The following is a 24,240-nucleotide window of genomic DNA, read 5'->3' on the forward strand; positions in this document are numbered from 1 at the left end:
AAAAATTAACTTTTTATCAATCCGTTAACAAATTTAACATTTTTATTTAAATAAAAATTTGCTTTTTGATGCAATTTCGGAAAACCACTGTAGTCATCGGAATAAATAGCTTCTTTACCATCATATTCATAATGTCCAAAATAATTTTCCAATTCGCCCACTTCAACAATATATGCGTTAAAATGAATCTTATTTTCAATCAATTCTTCTTTGTATTGTGCGACAAAATTCGTAATAATTTCGATACCATCATAATTTATTTTGATATTTTTATACATAAAATCATAAAAAACCACTTTATTTTGTGAAATATTCAAATAATCATTAATTCGATTATCAACTAAATCGTTTTCGCTGATAATTTCAAAACTCGAAATAAGTGAGAAAAAGATTAATTTTCTCGTAATTTCCCGATTGTAATCATTCTCAAAGTGCCCTGCTTCAAATAAAATGGTTGGTACTCCCATAAATTGAAACGTATCGCCTATACAGTTTATATTAAACGAATCATTAAAACGGCCCACTTGTCCAGGAATATATTGCTGCAAGACATCATTAATACCAGCTATCACATTTATCGCTTTTAGACGGTTTTCATTTACTTCTCTTTCCTCATTATAGGAAGGTGCCAGGAATGATACTGTTGCAGGTTTTCCTGTTGCTCCTGCACCAAAAATAGTACGCTGATCATGAAGATTAAAGCAATAATGAGGCTTGAATGATTCAAATGCCTCTCTTAAAACTTTACTTTCCGGCTGCGTTAGGTTTTGGGAGTCACGGTTTAGATCTATCTTATTAGCATTTTCACGAGTATATAATCTTGCGCCATCAGGGTTTAAAATTGGAATACTATAAAAGGTAAATGTTTTAAGCATTTTCTCAGCAAATTCAGATTCGCTGTTTAGTACGTTAATAAAGTCAAACAACGCTTTTGTTGTAGTGCTTTCATTTCCATGCATTTGTGACCATAAATAAACACGGGTTTCTCCAGTTCCAATTTGGTAACTATATATAGGTTCATCTAAAACGGATCGACCAATTATTTGTAGTTGATTATTAGTATTTAGTTTATCTAATAAAGGTTGGATATGATCTAAAGTCAAGTAACGACCTTGAATGCTTTGTTCTTTGTATTGGTTGAATAATTCTTCTAAATTCATTGTGTTTTGATTTGTTTACAAAAGTAAACATCTTTATTTTTACAATTGTAAACAATTAAAAAATGCAATAATTTATAATTGTAAACAGTATTTTAGGGATATATTATATATTTACGATCGTATGGGTTAACATTTGTTATTACTTTATATATTAATGTACTGTTTACTGTATTTCAATGATTTAAATACTATTATATAAAGTTATTATGAAGGTTATAATTTTACTAAACCACTATTTACAACTGTAAAATTGCTTAATTGATTTCTTTTAGTTACATTTGTAAACAACTGTTTTAAAAACAATAATTTACAATGGTAAACATCGATGATTTTGTAAAACGTCTTGAAATAATACTTGATTATTATGCCTTGAATGCCTCTACTTTCGCTGACAGAATTGGTGTGCAACGCTCAAGCATGTCACACCTGCTTTCTGGAAGAAACAAACCGAGCCTGGATTTTGTAATGAAAATTTTAGAAGTTTTTCCGGATGTAGATTTGTATTGGATTCTAAACGGAAAAGGAAGTTTCCCTAAAAGCAATGAACAAGTTCCTGCAGACATTAAAACTTCTGCTCCTATTTATGCAAATGAAAATTTTGCCGGACCGGATTTGTTTTCGGAGATTAATTATATGAAAACTGAAAAAGCAGAAACAAGAACAAGTCCTGAAATTAAAAATCAAAATTTAAATTCTGAAGAAGGGGAAATTGAGAAAATTGTTATTTTTTATAAAAACGGAACTTTTAAGGCCTATCATCCGTAAAGTGAAAAATCGCGTATTTGAAATAAATTAAAAATTATTTTCATTTAAGCGATTCTCCTGCACGATTGAAAATATTGAAAACTAGAGTTGAAATCCATTATCAGGAATTTTACCAATAACAGTTTCATAATGTTTTTTCAAAATCTGTAAATCCTCTTCGTAATTTCCTGTTGGAAAAAAAGCTTTACCAAAACTGACTTCTTTTTTGCCCCAATCAAATGCCACCGGAATAATTGGCACATTTGCTTTGAGTGCTATATAATAAAATCCACTTCTGATTTCATTCACTTCTTTGCGTGTTCCTTCGGGAGCAACAGCAAGACGAAAGACTTCTTTTCGGGCAAAAATTGCAGCAATCGAATCTACCTTATTTAATCCACCAGAGCGATCAAGCGGTTCTCCTCCTACACTTCTGAAATAATACCCAAGCGGAAATTTAAATAATTCCTTCTTTCCAACCCAGTTCATCTCTAATCCAGAGATGCCACGAGTAAATATTCCCAAATAAAAATCATGATTACTTGTATGTGGCATCACCATCATCACACATTTTTTCACTTCCGCATTTTCAATTCCTACTATTTTCCAGCCCATTAGCTTAAAAAAGATGAATTTATACAATCGTTTCTTCATTAAAATTTATTTTTTCATGCAAAATAAAAGATTTAAATGGTATTTTTGAGTAAAAGCATTTAAAATGATTCAAAAATTATTTAGTTATATAATTCCTATAAAAATATTCAAGAAAAAATCAGAAAGAAGTAAAATCATTGAAGTTACGTGGGCAAATGGAGAATTGGTTCTGGATTCTGAAAACACAAATTATTCATACGGAAGTTTACAACGCATATTAAGATACGGTTTAAGAACTATTGGTTATTCAACAATTCTTAAAATGGATCATATTTTATTATTAGGAGTTGCCGGCGGGAGCGTAATTAAAACTTTGGTTGACGAGATTGAATATAAAGGTAAAATTACAGGTGTCGAAATTGACTCTGATATAATTCAGATCGCGAATCAATATTTTAACCTGGATAAAATAAAACAACTGGAAATTATTATTGATGATGCTTTTGAGTTTGTTTTAAAAACAAAAAACAAGTATGATCTTATTATAATTGATATTTTTGAAGATATCAAAATGCCCAATTTTTTATTCGAAAGTTTTTTTAGTGAACGTATTTGTTTTCTTTTAAAAAACAATGGATTTGTTTTATTCAACACCATGATTTTAGATGAAGCTCATAATGTTCGAAACAGGAAATACGTTTCGGAAATAAATGCAGAATTATTTACTTCAAAAATGCTGCCCCGCGTAGAAGTTCATAATGAATTAATAATTATTGAAAAAGTCGCCTAAATTTTACATTTTATGAAACCTCTTGTGTCCATTTTAAAAGCCTTGCCATCTACTAAGATTATTGATTCCAGTATAGATTTCTCAAAATACATTCCGCTGGATTTATCTGTAACGAATCACGAATTAATGGAGAGTAAACCTGAAAATCCTATAGAATTTGAACGTTTCATTTCAAATTATTTAGAAAAAAACAATGCCGAAGTTGCCTTTGGCGGATATATTGAAGGACGGACTTTATATCAACGAAGTACGATTTTCAAAAATGATTCAATACCGGAACGCAATATTCATATTGGTCTGGATTTGTGGACAAAAGTTGACACCGCGGTTTTGGCGCCATTGAACGGAACAGTTCACAGTTTTAAAAACAACATTGGTTTAGGAGATTATGGGCCTACAATAATTTTGGAGCACATTGTTGAAAATGAAAAATTTTATACTTTATACGGACATTTATCGTTAGAAAGTATAGAAAACCTTAATGTTGGGACAGTTTTTAATAAAGGTGATAAAATTGGAACCTTAGGAAATTCAGACGTTAATGGTGATTATGCGCCACATGTACATTTTCAGATTATAAAAAATATTGAAGAGTACTTTGGTGATTATCCCGGAGTTTGCAATACAAACGATTTGAATTTTTACATAGAAAACTGCCCTGACCCTAACTTATTATTAAAAATTACTTAAATGATTATGAAGAAAGCAGGATTGATTATATGTTTGTTGTTGTTAATTGGATGTAAATCCAAAAACATTAGTAGAGACACTGAAGATTTGAAAATTAAGAAAATTTCCGGTGCAGAAATTAATGCCAATCAACAGCAAAAAGCCTACGAATTAGGTAAACGAGTTTTAGAAACTTGTAACACATCAAAATTCAAACCTTTTAATGAAACCGAAGTTACGTCATCAGTCAGAGAAAACACGACCGAAGAACGATTGACAAAAACATGTCAGCGATTTAGACAATACTACGGTAATTTTATAGATTTAAAATTAGATGGTGTTTACAAAACAAAACAAGAAGTGGTTTATCGTTATCACGCCTTATACACAAAAAAAGTTGCCAATAAAGAATTGCGCGTTTTTGTGAATGAAGATAATTTGGTTTCAGCCATTAAGTCAATGGATTGGGATGAAAAATTTGATTCAAAACTAACAGAACAATAAAGTAAACTATGAATTTAAAATTATCTCTTTTTATCCTACTGTTAATTTCGACTTTTGCAAATGCTCAGGAAACAATGAGCATAAAAGGTTCCAAGCCTTTTCCTGCAACACAAACGTATACTTTTATTTGCGAAAAATATGTTTATACAGGTGAAGCAAATGTTCAGATTGCAAAAACAGATAAGGGAGGAGTTTTAAAATTAAGCATTGGGACAACCAATGATAAAACAAAAATTTCAGGAGGTCTTTATGTTGATTTAGCAAACGGCGATGTGATTCCGTGCGTTGATAAAAACAGTAATGAAACTGTTGAAGGCAAAACATCTTCCTACTATTACTTTACTCCTGCTGAAATGGTTAAACTTAAAAAAAATGATATCAAAGGCATTAGATTTATTGTTACAGGAAATTCTAATGCTTTTGGTGATCAAACAGGATATTTTACTGCTTCAAATAAAATGACCTATTTTTCTACAGCCTTCGATAAATCTAAAAAATCATTTGATACGGCAAATGCAATTAGTGCTTTGTAAATAAATTATTTTCTTTAATAAATCTTATATTTATACTCTAATTACAATATCCTATGAATGCTAACGAAGCTTTAATTACAAAATTCTACACTGCTTTTTCTAATGCCGACGCTAAAACAATGAGCGAATGCTACCATCCTAAAGTTCATTTTGTTGATCCTGCATTTGGCTTATTGAAAGAGGATCAGGTTTCTAAAATGTGGGAAATGCTAATTATTAGAAGTAAAGGCAATCTTAAAATTGAGTTTTCAGATATAAAAGCAGATGATTCTACAGGTTCTGCAAGATGGATTGCGACCTATAAATTTACTAAAACCAATAGAAACGTAATTAATAGAATCTCAGCAGAATTTGCGTTTCAGGATGGACTAATTATCAAACATACGGATAGTTTTGATGTTTGGAAATGGTCAAAACAAGCCTTCGGTCCTACTGGATATTTATTAGGCTGGACAGGATTTTTTCAAAACAAAATTCAGGAACAAGCCCTATTGTCACTCAAAAAGTTTCAGCAATCCAAATAATTTCCATAATTTAGAACTTCAAAAATGCACATTAGCTAAAATACTTTTTAGTTCAATTTATCTGCCTTCCTTTAAGAATTTGCTTGTTGCTACATTTTGTTGAGTTAATCGTGTTTTAATCCTGAAGAACTATGAAAGAACTTGTACACAAAAAATTAAATCAATTACAGGCAACAGCAATTTGCGGTAATGATATTAGTTCCTCTTGTTTATATGTTTCGGCATTAACGATATTATATGCAGGACAATATGCCTGGATTTCATTGTTGATTGTTGCAGTAGTTTTGTATTTATTCAGAAAAATTTATGGAGAAGTTGTTGGTGCAATTCCTTTAAACGGAGGCGCTTATAACGTTTTATTAAATACATCCACTAAACGATTGGCCTCATTAGCTGCCACATTAACTGTTTTGTCTTATATGGCAACCGCAGTAATTTCGGCATCAGAAGGCATGCATTATCTACACGGAATATTTGAAAGTTTAAATATAACAATTGCAACCGTAGTCGTTTTAGTGCTATTTACAGGACTTGCAATTTTAGGAATTGGCGAATCAGCATTTGTGGCGGTTATTATTTTTATCACACATTTAGCTACTTTAAGTTTATTGGTTTTAGCCTCACTTTGGTTTGTTTTAAATAATGGCTTAGAAACTTTTCAGATCAATTGGGAAACCCCTATCGCATACGGAAACATTAAAACGGCTCTTTTTTTAGGATTTTCAGCAGCAATGCTCGGAATCTCTGGTTTTGAGAGTTCAGCTAATTTTGTGGAAGAACAGGAACATGCCGTTTTTCCAAAAACGCTAAGAAACATGTGGGCAATTGTCAGTTTCTTCAATCCTGTAATTGCCATTTTAATAATAAGTGTGATTCCGCTAACGGAAGTTGGAGCTAATAAACAAGCTCTTCTTGCCTATTTAGGACAAACCACAGGTGGATCCTGGCTGGCGTGGCTAATTTCTATTGATGCTGTTTTAGTATTATGCGGAGCCGTATTAACTTCATTTGTAGGAGTTTCCGGATTATTAAACCGAATGACGTTAGACAGAATTCTCCCAAATTATTTCCTAAAGCAAAATGCAAGAGGTTCTCATTATAGAATTGTAATTAGTTTTTTGGTTTTATGTATTTCTGTGCTATTTGCCACAAAAGGACATTTAGAATCTTTGGCAGGAGTTTACACATTTTCATTTTTAGCAGTAATGGCATTATTCGGAATCGGGAATTTATTACTCAAATTCAAGCGCCGAAAATTACCAAGACCGGAACGTGCCAAAGGAATTGCGGTAGTTTTAGCAGTTTCATTTATCATTGCTGCTTTTATCGGAAACATGAAATTGAATATCAATTCATTTTATACCTTTTTGAAATACATGGTTCCCTCCTTACTTTTCATCGGAATCATGCTTAATCGTGTCTTTTTAATTCGGCTTTTAATTGAAGCTTTAGAATATTTTTATCAGCCTTTAAGGAAAATGGTGATTTTGAGTAATCGCTATTTGCAGAAAATGAGTGTCGAAATTAATTCGCAGGAATTCGTCTTTTTTACCAAAGGCGATGATATAGCCATTCTCAACAAGGTTTTACAATATGTACAGGGAAATGAAACTACCAATAAATTAAAAATCGTTCATGTCAAAAACGATACCTCAAATAATGACGCGCTTATAAAAGATCTCGAAGTTTTAGATCGTGCCTATGATGAAATTGATCTCGAATATCTTGAAATTCAAGGAGTTTTTGGTCCTGAAATTATAGATGAACTTTCTAAAAAATGGAAAATTCCCAAAAACTTTATGTTCATAGGTTCTCCCGGAAATAAATTCTCGTACAGGGTTTCTGATTTAGGCGGAGTTCGATTAATTATGTAGCTGATTTTTAGGAGCAAACCAATCTAAATATAAAAACCTTTTGTCCCGCTTTCGCCTTAATCTTTGCTCGTTCCTCTCAAAGGATATCGGCTCTATCAGGGCTAAATAGAAAATATTGTGTTTTTTTTAAGTAACATTAAACTTTGCAAACGAAAATGTTTTTTACCGCAAAGCACGTAAAGTTTTTTTATTAAGAGTTCTATTAAAAATAAAATTCGCAAAGCTTTGTGTTTAAATAGCTTTGCGAACTTTATGTTTTCTAAATAAACGTAAACTAAAAATCTTAGCGACCTTTGCGGTTAATTTCGAAGTTCTAATTAAGATTTAAACCATCCCGCAACTAATTCATCTTCAAATGAATTCGCGTTTTTATGAACAAACTCATTCGTGTTTTTATTATAAGAATAGTCCAAAGCCCAAGTTTCATGATTCTCCGCTAAATCTTTGATACTAGCGCAAACAAAAGCAATTTCTTGATCAGTTGTTGTTGGGTGAATCGACATTCTGATCCATCCCGGTTTTTTAATTAAATCACCAATTGTAATTTCATCAACCAGTTTATTCGAAGTTTCCTGATCTACGTGCAATAAAAAATGCCCATAAGTTCCCGCACAGCTGCATCCTCCTCTGGTTTGAATTCCAAATTTATCATTCAGTAATTTTACGCCTAAATTAAAATGAAGATTTTCGATAAAAAATGAAACCACACCCAAACGATTTTGATGTTGTCCCGCCAAAATCTTAATATTAGAAACAGCATCTAATTCATTAAAAACAAAATCAACTATTTCATGTTCACGCTGCAAAATGTTTTCAATACCCATTTCTTCCTTTAGCTCAATCGCCAGTGCCGTTTTAATAACCTGTAGAAAGCCAGGAGTTCCGCCATCTTCGCGATCCTCAATATTATCGATATATTTATGTTCACCCCAGGGATTTGTCCAGCTTACGGTTCCACCGCCGGGACAATCAGGAATCATATTATTGTATAATTTTTTATTGAAAATTAAAACTCCCGAAGTTCCGGGACCGCCTAAAAATTTATGTGGTGAAAAGAAAATAGCATCAAGGTACGACTCAGGATCTTCAGGATGCATATCAATTTCTACATAAGGTCCTGAACAGGCGAAATCTACAAAACAGACTCCATTATTTTGGTGCATTAATTTTGCCGCTTCATGAAAAGGCGTTTTTAAACCCGTAACATTTGAGCATGAAGTAATAGAAGCAATTTTTATCGTTCTGTCAGCATATTTTTCAAGCAGCAAAGCTAAATTATCCAAACAAAAAAGTCCTTTTTCGCAAGAGGGAATAATTTCAACTTCAGCAATCGTTTCTAACCAGGACGTTTGATTAGAATGATGTTCCATATGCGAAATAAAAACAATTGGTTTTTTTTCTGCAGGAACAGTAACAAAATCTTTCAGATTCTCAGGGATTTTTAATCCTAAAATACGTTGAAATTTATTGACAACACCAGTCATTCCGGTTCCATCAGTAATTAAAACATCATCATTATTTGCATTTGTATGACGTTTGATAATATTTCTGGCATGATGATAGGCTTTTGTCATGGCAGTACCTGACACAGTAGTTTCTGTATGAGTATTGGCTACAAAAGGGCCAAAATTATTTAAAAGTTTTTCTTCAATTGGTCTATATAATCTTCCGCTGGCAGTCCAATCAGTGTAAATAATCTTTTTTTTGCCATAAGGCGAAGAAAATTCCTGATCGATTCCGACAATATGCTGTCTAAATTCCTGAAAATAAGTTTCTAAAGTGGTGGTACTATTTTTGCTATTCATTAGTGTGCCTGAGTTTGATTGCAAATATATTGCTTTTTTAGAGAATTGCGAATTTATCAATTGCAAACTTCAAACATTCAATAACCGTTTAGTATATTTAAGTAAATTGCTATTTTATTAATAATTTATCATAATATTCTATCGGATTAATAGGGCAAGTAAAATTAAACAATACTTTTATGGAAAATTTATCGGTCGCTACTTTTGGTGGTGGATGTTTTTGGTGTATTGAAGCAATAATTCAACGTTTGAAAGGGATTAAATCCGTAAAATCAGGTTTTTCGGGAGGTTTTATTAAAAATCCGCCATATCGTGAAGTTCGTACAGACAGAACCGGTCATGCGGAAGTTATACAAGTTACTTTTGATCCTGACATTATTTCATATCATGATTTAGTTTATATTTTTATGACGAGCCATGATCCAACAACTTTAAATCGTCAGGGCGCAGATAAAGGAACACAATATCGGTCGATTATTTTATATCATGATGTGGAACAAAAAGAGATTGTACAACAGGTTTTCGAAGAAATAAAATCATTATATGAAGATTCAATTGTAACCGAATTAAAACCTTTTGAAGTCTTTTATAACGCCGAAGACGACCATCAAAATTATTACAATAACAATCAGGATGCGCATTATTGCCAAATCGTAATCGATCCAAAAGTGCAGAAATTAAAGAAAATGTATTCTGATAAACTGGTTGATTAAATAAAAAAACAAAATGAAAAATTTAAAAATAAATAACAGATTTACTACTGAATTACCGGCTGATCCGGATGAAACTAATGAAATCCGTCAGGTAAAAAATACCGTTTTCTCTTATGTAGATCCTGTAAAACCATCAAATCCAACTTTAATTCATGCTTCAAAAGAAGTAGCTGAATTGATAGGGATTTTAGCTGATGAAATCCAGTCAGAATCTTTTTTGAATGTTTTTTCCGGCAATGAAATTCTTCCCGAAACCCGACCGTATGCAATGTGTTATGCAGGACATCAATTTGGGAATTGGGCGGGACAATTAGGAGATGGACGTGCCATTAATTTAACTGAAGTAGAACACAATAATAACTTTTTCACACTTCAGTTAAAAGGTACAGGAAAAACACCCTATTCCAGAACCGCAGATGGTTTGGCAGTATTACGTTCTTCAGTTAGAGAATATTTATGTGCCGAAGCAATGTATCATTTAGGCGTTCCCACTACCCGATCACTGTCGCTGATGTTATCCGGTGATGAAGTATTACGAGATATTTTATACAACGGAAATCCGGCTTATGAAAAAGGCGCTATTGTTTGTCGTGTTGCTCCATCTTTCATTCGTTTTGGAAGTTTTGAAATGCTGACAGCGCGAAACGAACTTAAAAATTTAAAAGAGTTTACAGAATACAATATCAAACATTATTTCCCTGAAATTACTGGCGAACCAAAAGAACAATATATACAATTCTTCAAATCCGTTGCCGATAAAACACGCGAAATGATCTTGCATTGGCAACGTGTCGGTTTTGTACACGGAGTTATGAATACTGATAATATGTCGATTCACGGCATCACGATTGATTATGGTCCTTACGGATGGCTGGAAAATTACGATCCAAATTGGACGCCAAACACAACCGATAGTCAGAACAGAAGATATCGTTTTGGAAATCAGCCTGAAATTGCACAATGGAATTTGTACCAGTTAGCAAATGCTTTGTATCCTTTAATCAATGAAGCTGAACCTCTCGAAAAAATATTAGAATCTTTTATTATTGATTTTGAATCAGATTATAAAACAATGTTTTTAAGTAAATTAGGAATCTTTACTTCAACTGAAACTGATGATAAATTAATTACTGCTTTAGAAACAGTTTTACAATTATCTGAAACTGATATGACAATATTTTTTAGAAATCTGAGCCAGATTCAGAAAAAAGATTCAGTTGATATTGTCATTAAAAAGATAAAAGATTCTTTCTATATTCCTGAAGAAATTAAAGGTGATATTCTTGAATCCTGGGAAAAATGGTTTACTGTTTATATCGAAAGATTACAGACTGAAGAAGTATCAGATGATGTTCGTTCAGAAAAAATGAACACTATAAATCCTAAATATGTATTGAGAAATTATATGTCACAACTGGCAATTGACGCAGCAGATAAAGGAGATTACTCTTTAATTGATGAGTTATACTTATTATTGCAAAACCCTTATGAAGAACAGCCGGAATATAAAAAATGGTTTGCAAAACGACCTGATTGGGCAAGATCAAAAGTAGGTTGTTCAATGCTTTCCTGCAGTTCATAAAAATTAACTAACTAAAAAGATGTCACATTGAGCGAAGTAGAAATACTCATAAAGTGTTCTCGACTTCGCTCAAACTGACAACAATTTTACTTAGAGGTAATGTAATCCACAATCATATTGGCGTGAACGCGCGAATTTTCAATAAACCATTTATGCGTGTGCATTCCGCCGCAAATAACTCCTGCCAAAAATAAACCATCAACATTTGTTTCCATCGTTTCAGGATTATAAGTTGGCGTTTTTAATTCATCGTCAGATAATTGAATTCCCATATCTTCAAGAAAAATCAAATCTGGTTTGTATCCGGTTAGCGCTAAAACAAAGTCATTTTCGATAGTAACTTTTCCATTTGGAGTATCAATTTCAACTTCATTTTCTCTAATTTCAGTAATATTAGATTGAAAATAAGCTTTTATACTTCCCTCTTCAATTCGGTTTTCAATATCTGGTTTTGCCCAATATTTTACCCTGCTGTTGATTTCATTTTTACGAATGACCATCGTTACATTTGCTCCTTTTCTCCAGCATTCCAAAGCAGCATCAACAGATGAATTATTGGCTCCTACAACTAAAACATTTCTAAAAGCATATTCGTGCGCTTCTTTATAATAATGACGTACTTTACATAATTCTTCTCCTTTTACGTTCATTTCGATAGGAATATCATAAAAACCCGTTGCAATCACCACATTTTTAGATTCGTAATTAGATTTGTCTGTTATAACTTTAAAAAAAGTATTTTCTAATTTCTTAACCTGAATTACTTTTTCGAATAAATTAATGGAAAATTTAAAATAGCGATGAATATTTCGATAATATTCTAAAGCTTCCTGCCGACCGGGTTTTGGTGCGAGACAGCTAAACGGAATATCACCTATTTCAAGTCTTTCGGCTGTCGAAAAAAAGGTCATATATAAAGGATAATTAAAAATACTATTTACAATTGCACCTTTTTCGATAATCAGATAACGTAAATTTTTATTTTGAGCTTCTATTGCACAGGCAAGACCAATTGGACCTCCTCCAACAATGATTAAATCATATTGTTCTGTCATAACTTTATTGTTTCCCCCAGTCTTTAAAAGGATTTTTGCTCAGATAAGCGTTGTAATATCTTTCGTCGTTGGTTACTTCTTCGCCCAGCCAATCCGGTTTTTCAAAGGAATCAGTTTCTGATTTTAATTCGATTTCGGCCATAATCAAGCCTTCATTTTCTCCATAAAACTCATCAACTTCATAAATATGATGTCCGGATTTTATTTCAAAACGAGTTTTCTCTATTTTACCTTTTTCACATAATTTAAGTAATTCCTGCGCTTCATCAACCGGTATTTCATTTTCCCATTCAAAGCGGGACATTCCCCCATGCTGACTAATTCCTTTAATTGTAATAAAGCCCTTATTTCCTTTAATTCTGACTCTGACAGTTCTTTCGGGAATTGAACTTAAATAACCCTGTGCAATATTATTTTGAGTAAAAGCCTGTTCTTTAAAATCATTAGATTTTACAAGAAATTTTCTTTCTATTTCGACCATTTTATTTCTAAAATTAATTTTTATGCAAGTTACTTATTTTCATCAAAATGAAAGGCATTTCATTTGATATCGTTGCAATGTATTCTATTTCTCTATAGTTCTGATGCTATTTATGATTACCCTATAATGATACAAAAATAGCTTATAGAAGTAAAAAATCATTTGGTGTGTAGCTAAATTTGGCACAACTTTAAATTTATTTTTTATGTCTAAAAAAGCGCTTTATTTACTAGGCATTGCTATAACAATCATTTTGGGTACTTTTTTGTACGTGAAATTTTGTTGCAATTGCTGTGTAAAAACACCAACATTTGGTAATGATAAAAACACCGATGTAACGGTTTCGAAAGGAGAACTTTCCCCCTTTATTCTTAATGGCTCCTCATTTGAGTATCGAACAACAGATAATCTCAAATTTCTAAAAAATAGTTCCGGCTTAATTTTGCCTGTTAGCGATTCTGTGACAATTGGAGTTGAAAAACTCAAAGAATTTTTAATTGCCAATCCAGATCAAAAAATTATTTTGACCGGTTTTGCTCTTAATAGCGAAACAAATAATACAGCGCTTAATGATCTTGGTTACGGAAGAGCAAACGAAGTCAAAAGATTTTTTATTTCTAAAGGATTAAACGAGTCTCAGTTAGATACTAAACAAGAATTAATTGATAGCTGGATTACAGACAATGATATTCTTTTAGGACCTGTAACATATAAATTTGAAAATACGGAAAGTGCAAATACAAATGACAAATGGAATGTTTTGAAAGAAAAAATAAATTCAGATCCATTAATTTTTCATTTCAATACTAACAAAAGCAGCAATCAATTAAGCAACATCGAAAAACAAAAAATTGATGAACTTAATACCTACATGAAAAATGTTAAAAATGCGGTTATGCTAGTAGTTGGGCATTCAGATAATGTTGGAGCGCGCAATTTAAATGTCGCTCTTGCGCAAAAACGTGCCGAATTTTCTAAAAAATATTTAACTAAACACGGTATAGAATCCGTCCGGATTGTAACCGAATCTAAAGGTCCTGATGAACCAGTTCAGGAAAACACAACACAAGAAGGAAAAGCAAAAAACAGAAGAACTGTAATTACAATAAAATAACAATTAAAAAATAGTATTATGAATTTACCTTGTATATTAATACCTATAGTAGTAGGATTAATTTGTGGAATTTTGGGTTACTTATTGGGCAAAATGAATTCTAATGGAGATTCATCTATATCATTGCAAAACAGTTTAGATGAATGTAATAAAAACACAAAGAAATTAGACGCTAAAATTGCGGTATTAGAAGCAGATTTAAAAGAAAAAACTTCTGTAAATTTCAAAAAGCGATCTTTTACAGATGCTGCTCCGTCAATGCTATTTGACAGCCTTTATTTCACCACTGTTTATGGAAAAAAAATAAAAGAAAATGATTTGAAAATAATTGAAGGAATAGGTCCAAAAATAGAAGGTTTGTTTCATGCTGCCGGAATTACTACATGGAAACATATGTCTCAATTATCAATCGAAAAATTACAGGACGTATTAGATACAGGCGGAGAAAATTACACAATACATAATCCGGGTACCTGGGCCAAACAAGCATTACTTGCCTATGAAGGAAATTGGAAGGAATTGAAAGACTGGCAAGATAATTTAATTGGAGGAAAAGAGTAAAAAACAGGTACTAAGGTTTTAAAAAATAGGTGCCTAGGGACAAAGGTTCAAAGAAATAAACTTACTCAGTTAAAGAGCTTTGTTACTTTGCACCTTTGCACCTTTGTACCTTTGTTACTTTGAACCTTCTAAAAAAAAGAATCCCACTTCTTAGCCGTATTATACCACAATTGACCTTCTGATACTTCAAGGGGACAATCAAAATTATTGGTATAAAGAGCTCCGGTTCCTAATCCTTGTGGCATTTTTGATTTTTGAATAAATGTCCATTGTGCAATAGCATTCAGTCCAATATTGCTTTCTAATGCTGATGTAATCCACCAGCCAATATTATATTTATCCGCAAGATCAATCCATTCTTTTGTTCCTCTAAAACCACCTATAAAACTTGGTTTGAGAATAATGTATTGGGGTTTGATCTCTTGTAGTAATTTTTCTTTTTCATTTAATGTAAAAATTCCAATTAGTTCTTCATCTAATGCAATAGGAAATGGTGTTGTTTTACATAAATCAGACATTGCTGCTATATTGCCTTTTTTGATGGGCTGTTCTATACTATGAAGTTGGAATTGATTTAATTGATTCAGTTTATTTAAAGCTTCATTTAAAGTAAAAGCTCCATTGGCATCAACTCTGATTTCGATTTGATCTGCTGAAAAATGGTTTCTGATAAAGTGCAACAACTCTAATTCTTTTTCAAAATCGATAGCGCCAATTTTGAGTTTAATGCAATTAAAACCATCGGCTAATTTCTCCTCGATTTGTTGTTTCATGTACGAAGCTTCGCCCATCCAAACCAAACCGTTGATAATAATTGATTTTGAATTATTAGTAAAATCCGAAGGAAATAACAAATAGGGATTATCGCTTTTAAGAGATAAAAAGGCTATTTCAATCCCAAATTGTATTGACGGAAATTCTAATAATGCTTCCCATAATTCGGCTTCCCCAAGATGAATATTTTCGCAGGTCCATTTTAGTTTTTCTTCATAATCATTGCGATCATCAGCACTTAAGCCGCGCAGGATTCCGCACTCGCCTATTCCTTTTTTACCGTTTTCTTCAAGAATAATAAACCAGGTTTCTTTTTCGGTCATAACACCTCTGGAAGTTCCGGAAGGACGTTTAAAATCGAGCATGTATTTATGGTAAGTCGCTTTCATGTTTTTTTTATCAAATCACATATGTGATAAGTTTATTTAAATTATGCTCACGCTGACTTATAATAACTTATATCACTTATATGGTGAAAAGAATTTTAATTATAAAGTTTTAAAACGCGTTCAAAATCTTTTGATGGTAATCCCGCTTTTTCAAAAACTGCAAAATCCTGTTTTGTTTTTTCTTTCCAGCTCAAACTATCGGTGACGTTTTGAGTTTGGTATTTTTTGTAGATTGCTTTGGCTTCGCTGTAATCATCGCTTACTAAATAAACGTGTGCTAAATTAAGTTTCACCATTAATTCAGTATCGTCTAATTTTTCACCTTCTTTAAGTGATTTTATTGCTTTTGCATATTGTTTCGTTAAAATATAGCCATAACCAATTGAACTATAGTCTAATGCAGTTGCTTTGCCGTCGTTAATGATGGTATTTAATTTTTGAATTGCTTCGTTGTATTTTTTTAATTTTATTAATGCAGAAGCCTGAGTTCTCAAATCATTGTAAACGTTTTTAGAAATATCGGCATCTTTATAACAGGCATTACCGAAATCTTTATATGCTTTTGTTTTTTCGATTGCCAATAATTTCTGAAACTCTGTATAACGATATTGTTTCATTATTTTTTCGAGGATACAAACACAAAAATCATCAGAATTCGCCATTTTTTGCGCCATCGTTGATGTTTTACAAAGACTTATGATTTCGTTTTTATTATCTTGATTCCAACCGCGATTTAATTTTGTATCCACCCACGGCACCACTTCCAAAACCACTTTTTGATTTAAAACCCAGTTTTTACTTGTAAAGCCGAACCAAATTGTAGTACTGTTTTGTTTAATACACGATGATTTATCGATAGACAATCTTTTAGCATCTTTGTTAACCGGATCAACCTGAGCATAACATGCTTTATCAGTTTTTCCGTCATCAACGTATTTTTTTGCATCATCATTTGAAGTAAATAATGCGTAAGTACAGGAATCATCTCCGGAAATTTTTGACATTAAAAAAACAGCGCCTGCAGAACCTTGTCCGATTCCATAAGGATCGGGAATGGCTTTTAACATAGAAACCAAACTGCTTGTCATTTGTTGGTTTTCATCCAGAAGTGTAATTCTATAGACTATTTCAGTGGTTCCTACGGGCAAATCTTCCGTTTTAATGGTAATTCTGTCACGTGCTGAAACGATAATTTCTTTTGTTGTAGCGCGTTCTTTGTCCCAATAACCGTCTTTTTGTGCAAACGTATTATAAGAAGCTGTTATTAAAAAGAATAGGGCTATCTTTTTAAAAGTCATATTGATATTTTTACCACTCATAACGCTAATTTTCTCTAATTTTTTGTTTGCCACAGATTTATAGATTAAAATGATTAAGTTTTGAATTACTTTGAGGGAGACTTCGACTCCGCTCAGTCTGACAAGTTGATTTCAATTTAGTCTCAAATTTGACTGCGATCACTCTAACAAGTTAATTTCGATCAATCTGATAACTTTATTTGCACGAACTAACACAAATATCAAATTTCTCTTCTATAGAAATGACATATATTGTGCCAAAAATAATTTTTATTTTGAAAACTAAAGCACTAGCCCCGATAGAAGCGATATCCTTTTGTGCCGGGGTTCGGCACAAAAGATATAGCGTATAGCGGGAAATAGCTCCTTACTACAATTCGATTGATGCTCCGATTTCAAGAAGCATTAAATCTTTTCCTTTATCAAAAAACTTACGAATAGCATCTTCATGATTGATTTCGATGTAACCGAAAGTATCAAAATGATATCCTAAAATTTTATCACATTCAACGAAATCTGACGCAATAATAGCATCTTCAACATCCATAGTAAAGTTGTTTCCAATTGGGAGAATTGCCAAATCTAATTTTGTGCGTAACGGAATCAATTTCATATCAAATGTAAGTGCTGTATCACCGGCGATATAGATATTTTTATGTTCGCTTTCGATTACAAAACCACCCGGATTTCCGCCGTAAGTTCCGTCAGGGAAAGAACTGGAGTGAATTGCATTTACATATCTTACTTTTCCGAAATCAAAATTCCAGCTTCCACCATGATTCATTGGGTGCGCTTTTAGCTCTCTTTGAGCATAATAACTGGTGATTTCTGCATTAGAAACAATAGTTGCGTTAGTACGTTTTGCAATGGCTTCAACGTCAAGAACGTGATCTCCATGTGCGTGTGTAAGCAAAATATAATCTGCTTTTATGGTGTTTATGTCTACTGTTGAAGCTTTTGGATTTCCTGTAATAAATGGATCTACAAGAATGTGTTTTCCTCCAACTTCAATGCCTAAAGATGCGTGTCCGTAAAATGTAATTTTCATTTTTATAAAATTTTAAAGTTGAACTTTGTTTATCTTCCGCCTAAGAAAAGATTCACGATAATGTCTGAAATCAATGAAATCATACATATTGTTAATAATAAAGAAAGTAAAAATGTACTTAATGCCAGTTTTTTTAATTCAGGATCTAACAACTTGGGATCTTGATTTTTATAAACGGTAATTAAATGTTTAGTTAAAGGAATAAATGCCAATAAAAACAAATACTGGTCGAAATTATAATCGCTTAAAATGGCAAAAATAACTACCAGAAGCATAGCTGTAATTATTAAAGTAAAATGATAAATTTTAGCTTTTGCTCCGCCAATTTGTACTACGATTGTATTTTTTCCTGATTTTTTATCTGATTCTTCATCGCGCATATTGTTCAGGTTTAAAACTCCTACGCTTAATAAACCAACAGAAATTGCTGGAAGAATCAAAAGGGGATCAACTTCTTTAGAATATAAAAAGTTAACGCCTAATGTACTGACAAGACCAAAGAATACAAAAACAAATACATCTCCAAATCCTTTATATCCGTAAGCCGAATTACCAACTGTGTAACGAATTGCTGAAGCGATTGCGGCAATTCCAAGCAATAAAAAAAAGATGGAATAACCGAAATTAGTTTCGCCAAATGCAAAATAAATCAAGGTTATTGCCGACAATAAAGTCAATAATGACGTTATAATTATTGCTTTTTTCATGGCTTGCGGCGTAATAACTCCGCTTTGTATCGCACGCTTTGGTCCTATTCGATCTTCATTATCAGTTCCTTTTACACCATCTCCGTAATCATTTGCAAAATTGGATAAAACCTGTAGACCAAGTGTTGTTAATAAGGCAAAACCAAAAATTTTCCAGCTAAATACTTCTGTTGGTGTATTGATGGCTTCGGTTGGATTTGAAAGCGCATAAATACTTCCAACTATAATTCCGGAAACTGATAAAGGTAATGTGCGCAAACGCGCGGCTTCAATCCAGTGTTTCATTATGTTTTGTTTAGTTAAATTTCTGTTTCAGGTTTCAAGTTTCAGGTTCTTGAAAAGTTTCCAGTCTCAGTCTCTGCTGTCAAACTGAGACTGAGACTAAAAACTAAGTACTTTTTATGGTAACCATTTATTATCGCCAAAATTTGGTTTTCTTTTTTCTAAGAAAGCGTTTCTTCCTTCTTTTGCTTCTTCGGTCATGTAGGCTAAACGAGTGGCTTCGCCGGCAAAAACTTGTTGTCCTACCATTCCGTCATCTGTTAAATTCATGGCGAATTTTAGCATTTTTATAGAAGTTGGTGATTTTTGAAGGATTTCCTGTGCCCATTCATAAGCTGTATCTTCTAATTCGTCGTGTGGAATAACGGCATTTACCATACCCATATCCATGGCATCCTGAGCGGAATAGTTTCTTCCTAAAAAGAAAATTTCACGTGCTTTTTTCTGTCCTACCATTTTAGCTAAATAAGCAGATCCGTAACCACCGTCAAAACTGGTAACGTCAGCATCTGTTTGTTTAAAAATAGCGTGTTCTTTGCTTGCCAGAGTCAAATCACAAACCACATGCAAACTATGTCCGCCACCAACTGCCCAACCCGGAACTACGGCAATGACTACTTTTGGCATGAAACGAATTAAACGCTGAACTTCAAGAATATTCAAACGATGCTGACCGTCTTCACCTACATATCCCTGATGTCCGCGTGCATTTTGATCTCCTCCGCTGCAAAAAGAATATACGCCGTCTTTAGTTGATGGCCCTTCTGCCGAAAGTAACACTACTCCTATCGAAGTATCTTCTTGTGCGTCGTAAAAAGCCTGGTATAATTCTGAAGTTGTTTTAGGACGAAAAGCATTTCTAACATTGGGTCTGTTAAATGCGATCCTTGCAACTCCGTTACATTTTTTATACGTTATATCTTCAAATTCTCTGGCAGTTATCCAATCCATTTCTATTTGTTTTATTTTAAATAATTATAGTGTAAAAATAAACCATTTTTATATTTTTACCTACTCAATTTAATTTAAGTCTGTGAGAAAATGACTTCTAATGTTAACAATTAGTATTACCCTACAAAAAATAACATTTTTTAACATTAGTTTTAAAAAATAATAAGTAATTTTACACCCTAGAAATCAATGAGATACATTTTATTTCATCGATTTAAGATTGAATTTCTTTCACTGATTTATTAACCTAAAAAATGATTTTTTTGAGAAAATTTAAAAAATTTGTCGCTCATTTTTTTACGGTTCTTATTAGTAACCCCTTAAATAATGAGCAAATGATTTATTCATTTGTTGAAACTTCGAAAAGGAGATAGTAACACCTAAGGTTAAATGCTGGATTGTTTGTGTAATTAGTATAAAATTGATTACGAAAAGAGGAAAAATGCTAATTCATACTTTCCATAAGTTATTTTATCAAACCAATGGCTGAGCCGTGAAATTGATGTTTCGTTTTTAATATGAATGTATAGATTGTTTAAAGACATACCGTTTCAGGAAGTAATTTCTAAAATTTTTAAAGTTTTACTTTTTGAAGGATTCGAATTTATTTTATTTCTGTTTTTTTTTAATTACAATTTTTTTTAAAACTAGAATAAAAAGGGAAAGGCTACTTGTAATGAGTAGCCTTTCCTGTTTTAGAAAAATAAATTCCAAAATAAAAATTCCAAATTCCAAAACAGTATCAACGTTTTAAATCTTTATTAGTTTAACCGGAACTTTGTTGGAGTAAATAATTCCATCAAATAAAATATATCCATTTTCTGCAATATTCTTTTTTTCATCCTGACTGATTTTTCTATTTGTAAAAATCGAATCATTCTGTAAAGAAAGTGATCCTAGGTTTGGTTTTTTCTTCTCAATATTCGAAAACCATTTTTCATTTTTTCTATAAGGCAAATTAACAATAGATGTAAAGTATTTTGTTTCTCCGGGCTGAAGAAAATAACCCTGAACAGAATCATTAAGTATATTTATAAATTCTACTTTGCATATCTTTTCAATTCTATTCTTTCTAAGAAATTTATAGACTATCGTGTCTAACTCTTCTATTTTATTTGATTCAAAAATATTACCACACATGCTTTCCATTTTTGTTGAACTGCCGTGTAGAACATAATTATTTTTATAAAGAGTTAAGGCTACACAATTTGGATTAATATAGTTTTTTTTACCCATTGCTTCCTTATAAAGATCAGGCTCTAGAGTTTCTAATATATTTTCGTTCAGCATTATAAAATACTTTTTGTTTGAAATATTTGTTATTTTATAACGAAGAATGTTTTTTGAAAGACTATCATATGTTGCATTTGGTTGATAAACGACTTCATAAAAATCATTTTGCTTAACGTTTTCAACGCAAATAATCTCATTGGTTAGTAGTTCAAGTTTTAAATCTTGTTTGTTTTTTTGACATGAAAAAAGAATTGTAACAAAGAAACTTAAAGAGATTATTTTTTTCATACTGCGCTATTTTAGTAAAGAAAATTCCAAAATTTTTAAATTCCAAATTCCAATTTTTGAATTCTGGCAAAATAAAAAATTCCAATTGACTTACATGACAATTGGAATTTGGATTTTTTATATTGGAATTTCTTCTTTTAGGAATTTGGAATTTAAAAAAACTATTCTTTAACCAGATAAATTCCGTCTTCCTTGATTTCTATGAGTTTATCTTTGTATAAAGCACCAATTGCTTTTTTGAAAGTTTTTTTACTCATTTTCAAAACTGTCTTAATATCTTCAGGATGTGAAGCATCGTTTAAACGTAAAAAACCACGATTCGCTCTTAATTCATCTAATATCTTTTCTGCATTTGGTTCAATACTTTGATATCCCTGCACTTGCAGTGCCACATCAATTTTATTATCAGGACGAATATTTTTGATAAATCCTATCATTCTGTCTCCGGTTCTGATAGCATCGTCATAAACTTCATCTTTGTACAACAAACCTTTGTGTTGCTCATTAATGATTACATTGATACCTAATTCGGTAATATGTGAAACTATTAAATCAACTTCCTCGCCTTTTTCAACTGTAAGCTGATCGTTCTTTAAAAATTGGTTCAATTTACTTGATGCAACTAAACGATTGGTTTTTTCGTCCATATAAAGGTAAACTAAGTAGCGTTTTCCTTTTTCCATTGGGCGGGCTTGTTCTTTAAAAGGAACAAGAATGTCTTTTTCCATTCCCCAATCCATAAAAGCACCAACCTGATTGATGTAATTCACGCGTAAAAGTGCAAATTCATTCAGTAATATATAAGGTTCAAGCGTTGTAGCAACCGGACGTTGTTCGTGATCTAAATAAACAAAAACGATTAGTTCTTCGCCTATTTCAAATTCGTTTGGAACGTATTTATTGGGTAATAATATATCGTGAATTCCTTCAGGATCTTCTTCAGGATTTCCTAAAAATAAACCAACTTTGGTATCACGTAATATAGTAAGGGTATTATATTTTCCTATTTCAATCATATTCTTGAGATTCTAAGCTGTAAAGCAGCTGAGTTTTTAAAGTGCAAATGTACGAAGTTTGAAAATGGTACGACGAAAAATGTTTTAGATAAAAATGCTTCTCAACATCTTTTTCAGGTTTGTCTTTTTTTTAATTAAATTTGAGGATCTAAATTAATACCAATTCAATGAAAAAGACCATTTTTTATTCTGTTTTTACCTTTCTGTTTTTTACACAAATTGCTATTTCACAAGTTGTAGAAGATCCTGAAATAAAAAAGATGATTGCTGAAGTTAAAGCTGAAAACCTTGAAATTACAGTTCGGAAATTAGTTTCTTTTGGAACAAGACATACTTTAAGCGATACAAAAAGCAAAACAAAAGGAATTGGCGCAGCTCAACAATGGGTAAAATCTGAGTTTGATAAATTTGCGTTGGAATCTAACGGAAGATTAACCTCTACAATTGATTATTTTACTGTAAAAGCTGACGGAAAACGAATTGCAAAAGACAGTCAGCTTGGGAATGTGATGGCAACATTAAAAGGAACTGATCCTAATGATAACCGCGTACTTATTATAAGCGGACATCTTGATTCGAGAGTTTCTGATGTTATGAATGTAAAATCAGACGCTCCGGGCGCAAATGATGACGGATCCGGTGTTGCAGCGGTAATAGAGCTGGCAAAGGTTATGAGTAAAAGATCATTTCCTGTAACAATCATTTTTGTTGCTGTAACAGGTGAAGAACAAGGACTTTATGGCGCTCGCCATCTGGCAGAATTTGCCCGTGAATCGAACTGGAATATTGTTGCAATGCTGAATAATGACATGATTGGAAATAGTTTATCAAGCGGAACATATTTAAGAGATAACACCCAAATCAGAATATTTAGCGAAACGATTCCGTTTATGGAGACCGAAGACGAAGCTAAGATGCGTAAAGCGACAAGCCGTGATAATGACAGCCCTTCGAGATTATTGGCACGATATATAAAAACGTTTACCGAACAATATGTAGATCAATTAAAAGTGAAACTGGTGTATAGAAACGATCGTTTTTTACGTGGAGGCGATCATACTCCTTTTAGTCAAAACGGATTTACAGCGGTTCGCTTTTGTGAAATGAATGAAAATTTTGATCATCAGCATCAGGATTTAAGAACTGAAAACGGTATTAAATACGGAGATCTTGTTGAATTCATGGATTTTGACTATTTAAGAAAAAATACCTGTTCTAACTTAGCGACTCTTGCAAATTTAGCATGGTCGCCAAAAGCGCCAACAAATGTGGGTATTGAAGTTAAAAACCTATCAAATTCTTCTTCATTTTCGTGGACTGCTCCTGAAGGAAAAGCACAGTACGGATATCAGATTTTGATGAGAGAAACGTCATCACCACATTGGGAAAAAACTTTTTTTGTAAAAGATACTAAAGCAGAAATTCCGTATTCTAAAGATAATTACTTTTTTGCTATTCAAGCTGTTGATGCTTTGGGACATGCAAGTCTGCCGGTTTTTCCGATTCCGATTCGTTAAGTTACCACATAAAAGAAGCGCCAATTGGCGCTTC

Annotated in this window: 24 protein-coding genes; 12 read left to right on the forward strand and 12 right to left on the reverse strand. The window is 32.3% G+C overall.

All coding sequences use genetic code 11. The features are described from left to right. Nucleotides 1-5: 5 nt before the first annotated feature. Nucleotides 6-1,160 (reverse strand): M14 metallopeptidase family protein, encoded by a 1,155-nt coding sequence (locus tag ACHRVX_RS22705; RefSeq protein WP_395336604.1) that lies wholly within the window; start codon nucleotides 1,158-1,160, stop codon nucleotides 6-8. 312 nt (nucleotides 1,161-1,472) lie between these two features. Between ACHRVX_RS22705 and ACHRVX_RS22710 the strand changes: the two genes are divergently transcribed. Continuing rightward, nucleotides 1,473-1,925, forward strand: coding sequence for a helix-turn-helix domain-containing protein (locus ACHRVX_RS22710; protein ID WP_395336606.1), 453 nt, complete (start codon nucleotides 1,473-1,475; stop codon nucleotides 1,923-1,925). 81 nt (nucleotides 1,926-2,006) lie between these two features. Here the strand turns inward: ACHRVX_RS22710 and ACHRVX_RS22715 are convergent, their stop codons facing one another. Beyond that, nucleotides 2,007-2,558 carry a 1-acyl-sn-glycerol-3-phosphate acyltransferase gene (locus ACHRVX_RS22715; protein ID WP_395336608.1) on the reverse strand — a complete coding sequence of 184 codons (552 nt, stop codon included), beginning with the start codon at nucleotides 2,556-2,558 and terminating at the stop codon, nucleotides 2,007-2,009. 64 nt (nucleotides 2,559-2,622) lie between these two features. On the opposite strand from ACHRVX_RS22715, the gene ACHRVX_RS22720 reads away from it, so the two are divergent. From ACHRVX_RS22720 to ACHRVX_RS22745, 6 genes are all read left to right on the forward strand, one after another. Next, entirely contained in the window at nucleotides 2,623-3,288 is a 666-nt protein-coding gene (locus ACHRVX_RS22720) for a spermidine synthase (protein WP_395336610.1), read from the forward strand. Between the two features lie 12 nt (nucleotides 3,289-3,300). Then, nucleotides 3,301-3,978 carry a peptidoglycan DD-metalloendopeptidase family protein gene (locus ACHRVX_RS22725; protein ID WP_395336612.1) on the forward strand — a complete coding sequence of 226 codons (678 nt, stop codon included), beginning with the start codon at nucleotides 3,301-3,303 and terminating at the stop codon, nucleotides 3,976-3,978. A gap of 6 nt (nucleotides 3,979-3,984) precedes the next feature. After that, complete coding sequence (locus ACHRVX_RS22730; RefSeq protein ID WP_395336814.1) at nucleotides 3,985-4,461, forward strand: hypothetical protein; 477 nt, start codon at nucleotides 3,985-3,987, stop codon at nucleotides 4,459-4,461. A gap of 8 nt (nucleotides 4,462-4,469) precedes the next feature. Then, nucleotides 4,470-4,994 (forward strand): hypothetical protein, encoded by a 525-nt coding sequence (locus ACHRVX_RS22735; protein WP_395336614.1) that lies wholly within the window; start codon nucleotides 4,470-4,472, stop codon nucleotides 4,992-4,994. A 53-nt stretch (nucleotides 4,995-5,047) separates the two neighbouring features. Beyond that, complete coding sequence (locus ACHRVX_RS22740; protein WP_395336617.1) at nucleotides 5,048-5,518, forward strand: nuclear transport factor 2 family protein; 471 nt, start codon at nucleotides 5,048-5,050, stop codon at nucleotides 5,516-5,518. Between the two features lie 131 nt (nucleotides 5,519-5,649). Then, nucleotides 5,650-7,392 carry an APC family permease gene (locus ACHRVX_RS22745; RefSeq protein ID WP_395336619.1) on the forward strand — a complete coding sequence of 581 codons (1,743 nt, stop codon included), beginning with the start codon at nucleotides 5,650-5,652 and terminating at the stop codon, nucleotides 7,390-7,392. 317 nt (nucleotides 7,393-7,709) lie between these two features. Here ACHRVX_RS22745 and ACHRVX_RS22750 read toward each other — a convergent pair whose 3' ends face one another. After that, nucleotides 7,710-9,197, reverse strand: a complete 1,488-nt coding sequence (locus ACHRVX_RS22750; protein ID WP_395336622.1) for an aminotransferase class V-fold PLP-dependent enzyme — start codon at nucleotides 9,195-9,197, stop codon at nucleotides 7,710-7,712. A 179-nt stretch (nucleotides 9,198-9,376) separates the two neighbouring features. Between ACHRVX_RS22750 and msrA the strand changes: the two genes are divergently transcribed. Continuing rightward, nucleotides 9,377-9,910 (forward strand): peptide-methionine (S)-S-oxide reductase MsrA, encoded by a 534-nt coding sequence (gene msrA / locus ACHRVX_RS22755; protein ID WP_395336624.1) that lies wholly within the window; start codon nucleotides 9,377-9,379, stop codon nucleotides 9,908-9,910. 13 nt (nucleotides 9,911-9,923) lie between these two features. Then, the gene (locus tag ACHRVX_RS22760; RefSeq protein ID WP_395336627.1) at nucleotides 9,924-11,492 is read left to right on the forward strand and encodes a YdiU family protein; all 1,569 of its coding nucleotides are present in this window, start codon (nucleotides 9,924-9,926) and stop codon (nucleotides 11,490-11,492) included. Between the two features lie 86 nt (nucleotides 11,493-11,578). Here the strand turns inward: ACHRVX_RS22760 and ACHRVX_RS22765 are convergent, their stop codons facing one another. Next, nucleotides 11,579-12,547, reverse strand: a complete 969-nt coding sequence (locus ACHRVX_RS22765; RefSeq protein WP_395336629.1) for a YpdA family putative bacillithiol disulfide reductase — start codon at nucleotides 12,545-12,547, stop codon at nucleotides 11,579-11,581. Between the two features lie 4 nt (nucleotides 12,548-12,551). Beyond that, on the reverse strand, nucleotides 12,552-13,028 hold the full coding sequence (locus tag ACHRVX_RS22770; protein ID WP_395336631.1) for a CYTH domain-containing protein: 477 nt from the start codon (nucleotides 13,026-13,028) through the stop codon (nucleotides 12,552-12,554). Between the two features lie 205 nt (nucleotides 13,029-13,233). Here ACHRVX_RS22770 and ACHRVX_RS22775 point away from each other — a divergent pair, with 205 nt between their 5' ends. Next, nucleotides 13,234-14,142: an OmpA family protein gene (locus ACHRVX_RS22775; RefSeq protein ID WP_395336633.1), complete on the forward strand. Its 909-nt coding sequence runs from the start codon at nucleotides 13,234-13,236 to the stop codon at nucleotides 14,140-14,142. Between the two features lie 18 nt (nucleotides 14,143-14,160). Next, nucleotides 14,161-14,703 carry a hypothetical protein gene (locus ACHRVX_RS22780; protein ID WP_395336635.1) on the forward strand — a complete coding sequence of 181 codons (543 nt, stop codon included), beginning with the start codon at nucleotides 14,161-14,163 and terminating at the stop codon, nucleotides 14,701-14,703. Nucleotides 14,704-14,831: 128 nt separating this feature from the next. On the opposite strand, the gene ACHRVX_RS22785 is transcribed toward ACHRVX_RS22780, so the two are convergent. From ACHRVX_RS22785 to ACHRVX_RS22815, 7 genes are all read right to left on the reverse strand, one after another. Continuing rightward, nucleotides 14,832-15,866 (reverse strand): o-succinylbenzoate synthase, encoded by a 1,035-nt coding sequence (locus ACHRVX_RS22785; protein WP_395336637.1) that lies wholly within the window; start codon nucleotides 15,864-15,866, stop codon nucleotides 14,832-14,834. Between the two features lie 95 nt (nucleotides 15,867-15,961). Then, entirely contained in the window at nucleotides 15,962-17,164 is a 1,203-nt protein-coding gene (locus ACHRVX_RS22790) for a tetratricopeptide repeat protein (RefSeq protein ID WP_395336817.1), read from the reverse strand. Between the two features lie 370 nt (nucleotides 17,165-17,534). After that, the gene (locus ACHRVX_RS22795; RefSeq protein ID WP_395336639.1) at nucleotides 17,535-18,212 is read right to left on the reverse strand and encodes a metal-dependent hydrolase; all 678 of its coding nucleotides are present in this window, start codon (nucleotides 18,210-18,212) and stop codon (nucleotides 17,535-17,537) included. Between the two features lie 29 nt (nucleotides 18,213-18,241). Continuing rightward, a complete protein-coding gene (menA, locus tag ACHRVX_RS22800; RefSeq protein ID WP_395336641.1) occupies nucleotides 18,242-19,204 on the reverse strand; it encodes a 1,4-dihydroxy-2-naphthoate octaprenyltransferase in 963 nt (320 codons plus the stop codon). Nucleotides 19,205-19,318: 114 nt separating this feature from the next. After that, nucleotides 19,319-20,152 (reverse strand): 1,4-dihydroxy-2-naphthoyl-CoA synthase, encoded by an 834-nt coding sequence (locus ACHRVX_RS22805; RefSeq protein ID WP_395336643.1) that lies wholly within the window; start codon nucleotides 20,150-20,152, stop codon nucleotides 19,319-19,321. A gap of 750 nt (nucleotides 20,153-20,902) precedes the next feature. Beyond that, complete coding sequence (locus ACHRVX_RS22810; protein WP_395336645.1) at nucleotides 20,903-21,673, reverse strand: hypothetical protein; 771 nt, start codon at nucleotides 21,671-21,673, stop codon at nucleotides 20,903-20,905. A 161-nt stretch (nucleotides 21,674-21,834) separates the two neighbouring features. Further along, the gene (locus ACHRVX_RS22815) at nucleotides 21,835-22,689 is read right to left on the reverse strand and encodes a S1 RNA-binding domain-containing protein (protein WP_395336647.1); all 855 of its coding nucleotides are present in this window, start codon (nucleotides 22,687-22,689) and stop codon (nucleotides 21,835-21,837) included. A gap of 167 nt (nucleotides 22,690-22,856) precedes the next feature. Here ACHRVX_RS22815 and ACHRVX_RS22820 point away from each other — a divergent pair, with 167 nt between their 5' ends. Beyond that, nucleotides 22,857-24,206, forward strand: a complete 1,350-nt coding sequence (locus ACHRVX_RS22820) for a M28 family metallopeptidase (protein ID WP_395336650.1) — start codon at nucleotides 22,857-22,859, stop codon at nucleotides 24,204-24,206. Nucleotides 24,207-24,240 lie beyond the last annotated feature (34 nt).

Source organism: Flavobacterium sp. FlaQc-47, from assembly GCF_044006475.1.
In the GTDB taxonomy this organism is placed as follows: Bacteria; Bacteroidota; Bacteroidia; order Flavobacteriales; family Flavobacteriaceae; genus Flavobacterium.

Bases quoted from the DNA above. Each gene is read 5' to 3' on its own strand.
- ACHRVX_RS22705 (WP_395336604.1), bottom strand. From the start codon at position 1,160: ATGAATTTAGAAGAATTATTCAACCAATACAAAGAACAAAGCATTCAA.
- ACHRVX_RS22710 (WP_395336606.1), top strand. From the start codon at position 1,473: ATGGTAAACATCGATGATTTTGTAAAACGTCTTGAAATAATACTTGAT.
- ACHRVX_RS22715 (WP_395336608.1), bottom strand. From the start codon at position 2,558: ATGAAGAAACGATTGTATAAATTCATCTTTTTTAAGCTAATGGGCTGG.
- ACHRVX_RS22720 (WP_395336610.1), top strand. From the start codon at position 2,623: ATGATTCAAAAATTATTTAGTTATATAATTCCTATAAAAATATTCAAG.
- ACHRVX_RS22725 (WP_395336612.1), top strand. From the start codon at position 3,301: ATGAAACCTCTTGTGTCCATTTTAAAAGCCTTGCCATCTACTAAGATT.
- ACHRVX_RS22730 (WP_395336814.1), top strand. From the start codon at position 3,985: ATGAAGAAAGCAGGATTGATTATATGTTTGTTGTTGTTAATTGGATGT.
- ACHRVX_RS22735 (WP_395336614.1), top strand. From the start codon at position 4,470: ATGAATTTAAAATTATCTCTTTTTATCCTACTGTTAATTTCGACTTTT.
- ACHRVX_RS22740 (WP_395336617.1), top strand. From the start codon at position 5,048: ATGAATGCTAACGAAGCTTTAATTACAAAATTCTACACTGCTTTTTCT.
- ACHRVX_RS22745 (WP_395336619.1), top strand. From the start codon at position 5,650: ATGAAAGAACTTGTACACAAAAAATTAAATCAATTACAGGCAACAGCA.
- ACHRVX_RS22750 (WP_395336622.1), bottom strand. From the start codon at position 9,197: ATGAATAGCAAAAATAGTACCACCACTTTAGAAACTTATTTTCAGGAA.
- msrA (WP_395336624.1), top strand. From the start codon at position 9,377: ATGGAAAATTTATCGGTCGCTACTTTTGGTGGTGGATGTTTTTGGTGT.
- ACHRVX_RS22760 (WP_395336627.1), top strand. From the start codon at position 9,924: ATGAAAAATTTAAAAATAAATAACAGATTTACTACTGAATTACCGGCT.
- ACHRVX_RS22765 (WP_395336629.1), bottom strand. From the start codon at position 12,547: ATGACAGAACAATATGATTTAATCATTGTTGGAGGAGGTCCAATTGGT.
- ACHRVX_RS22770 (WP_395336631.1), bottom strand. From the start codon at position 13,028: ATGGTCGAAATAGAAAGAAAATTTCTTGTAAAATCTAATGATTTTAAA.
- ACHRVX_RS22775 (WP_395336633.1), top strand. From the start codon at position 13,234: ATGTCTAAAAAAGCGCTTTATTTACTAGGCATTGCTATAACAATCATT.
- ACHRVX_RS22780 (WP_395336635.1), top strand. From the start codon at position 14,161: ATGAATTTACCTTGTATATTAATACCTATAGTAGTAGGATTAATTTGT.
- ACHRVX_RS22785 (WP_395336637.1), bottom strand. From the start codon at position 15,866: ATGAAAGCGACTTACCATAAATACATGCTCGATTTTAAACGTCCTTCC.
- ACHRVX_RS22790 (WP_395336817.1), bottom strand. From the start codon at position 17,164: ATGACTTTTAAAAAGATAGCCCTATTCTTTTTAATAACAGCTTCTTAT.
- ACHRVX_RS22795 (WP_395336639.1), bottom strand. From the start codon at position 18,212: ATGAAAATTACATTTTACGGACACGCATCTTTAGGCATTGAAGTTGGA.
- menA (WP_395336641.1), bottom strand. From the start codon at position 19,204: ATGAAACACTGGATTGAAGCCGCGCGTTTGCGCACATTACCTTTATCA.
- ACHRVX_RS22805 (WP_395336643.1), bottom strand. From the start codon at position 20,152: ATGGATTGGATAACTGCCAGAGAATTTGAAGATATAACGTATAAAAAA.
- ACHRVX_RS22810 (WP_395336645.1), bottom strand. From the start codon at position 21,673: ATGAAAAAAATAATCTCTTTAAGTTTCTTTGTTACAATTCTTTTTTCA.
- ACHRVX_RS22815 (WP_395336647.1), bottom strand. From the start codon at position 22,689: ATGATTGAAATAGGAAAATATAATACCCTTACTATATTACGTGATACC.
- ACHRVX_RS22820 (WP_395336650.1), top strand. From the start codon at position 22,857: ATGAAAAAGACCATTTTTTATTCTGTTTTTACCTTTCTGTTTTTTACA.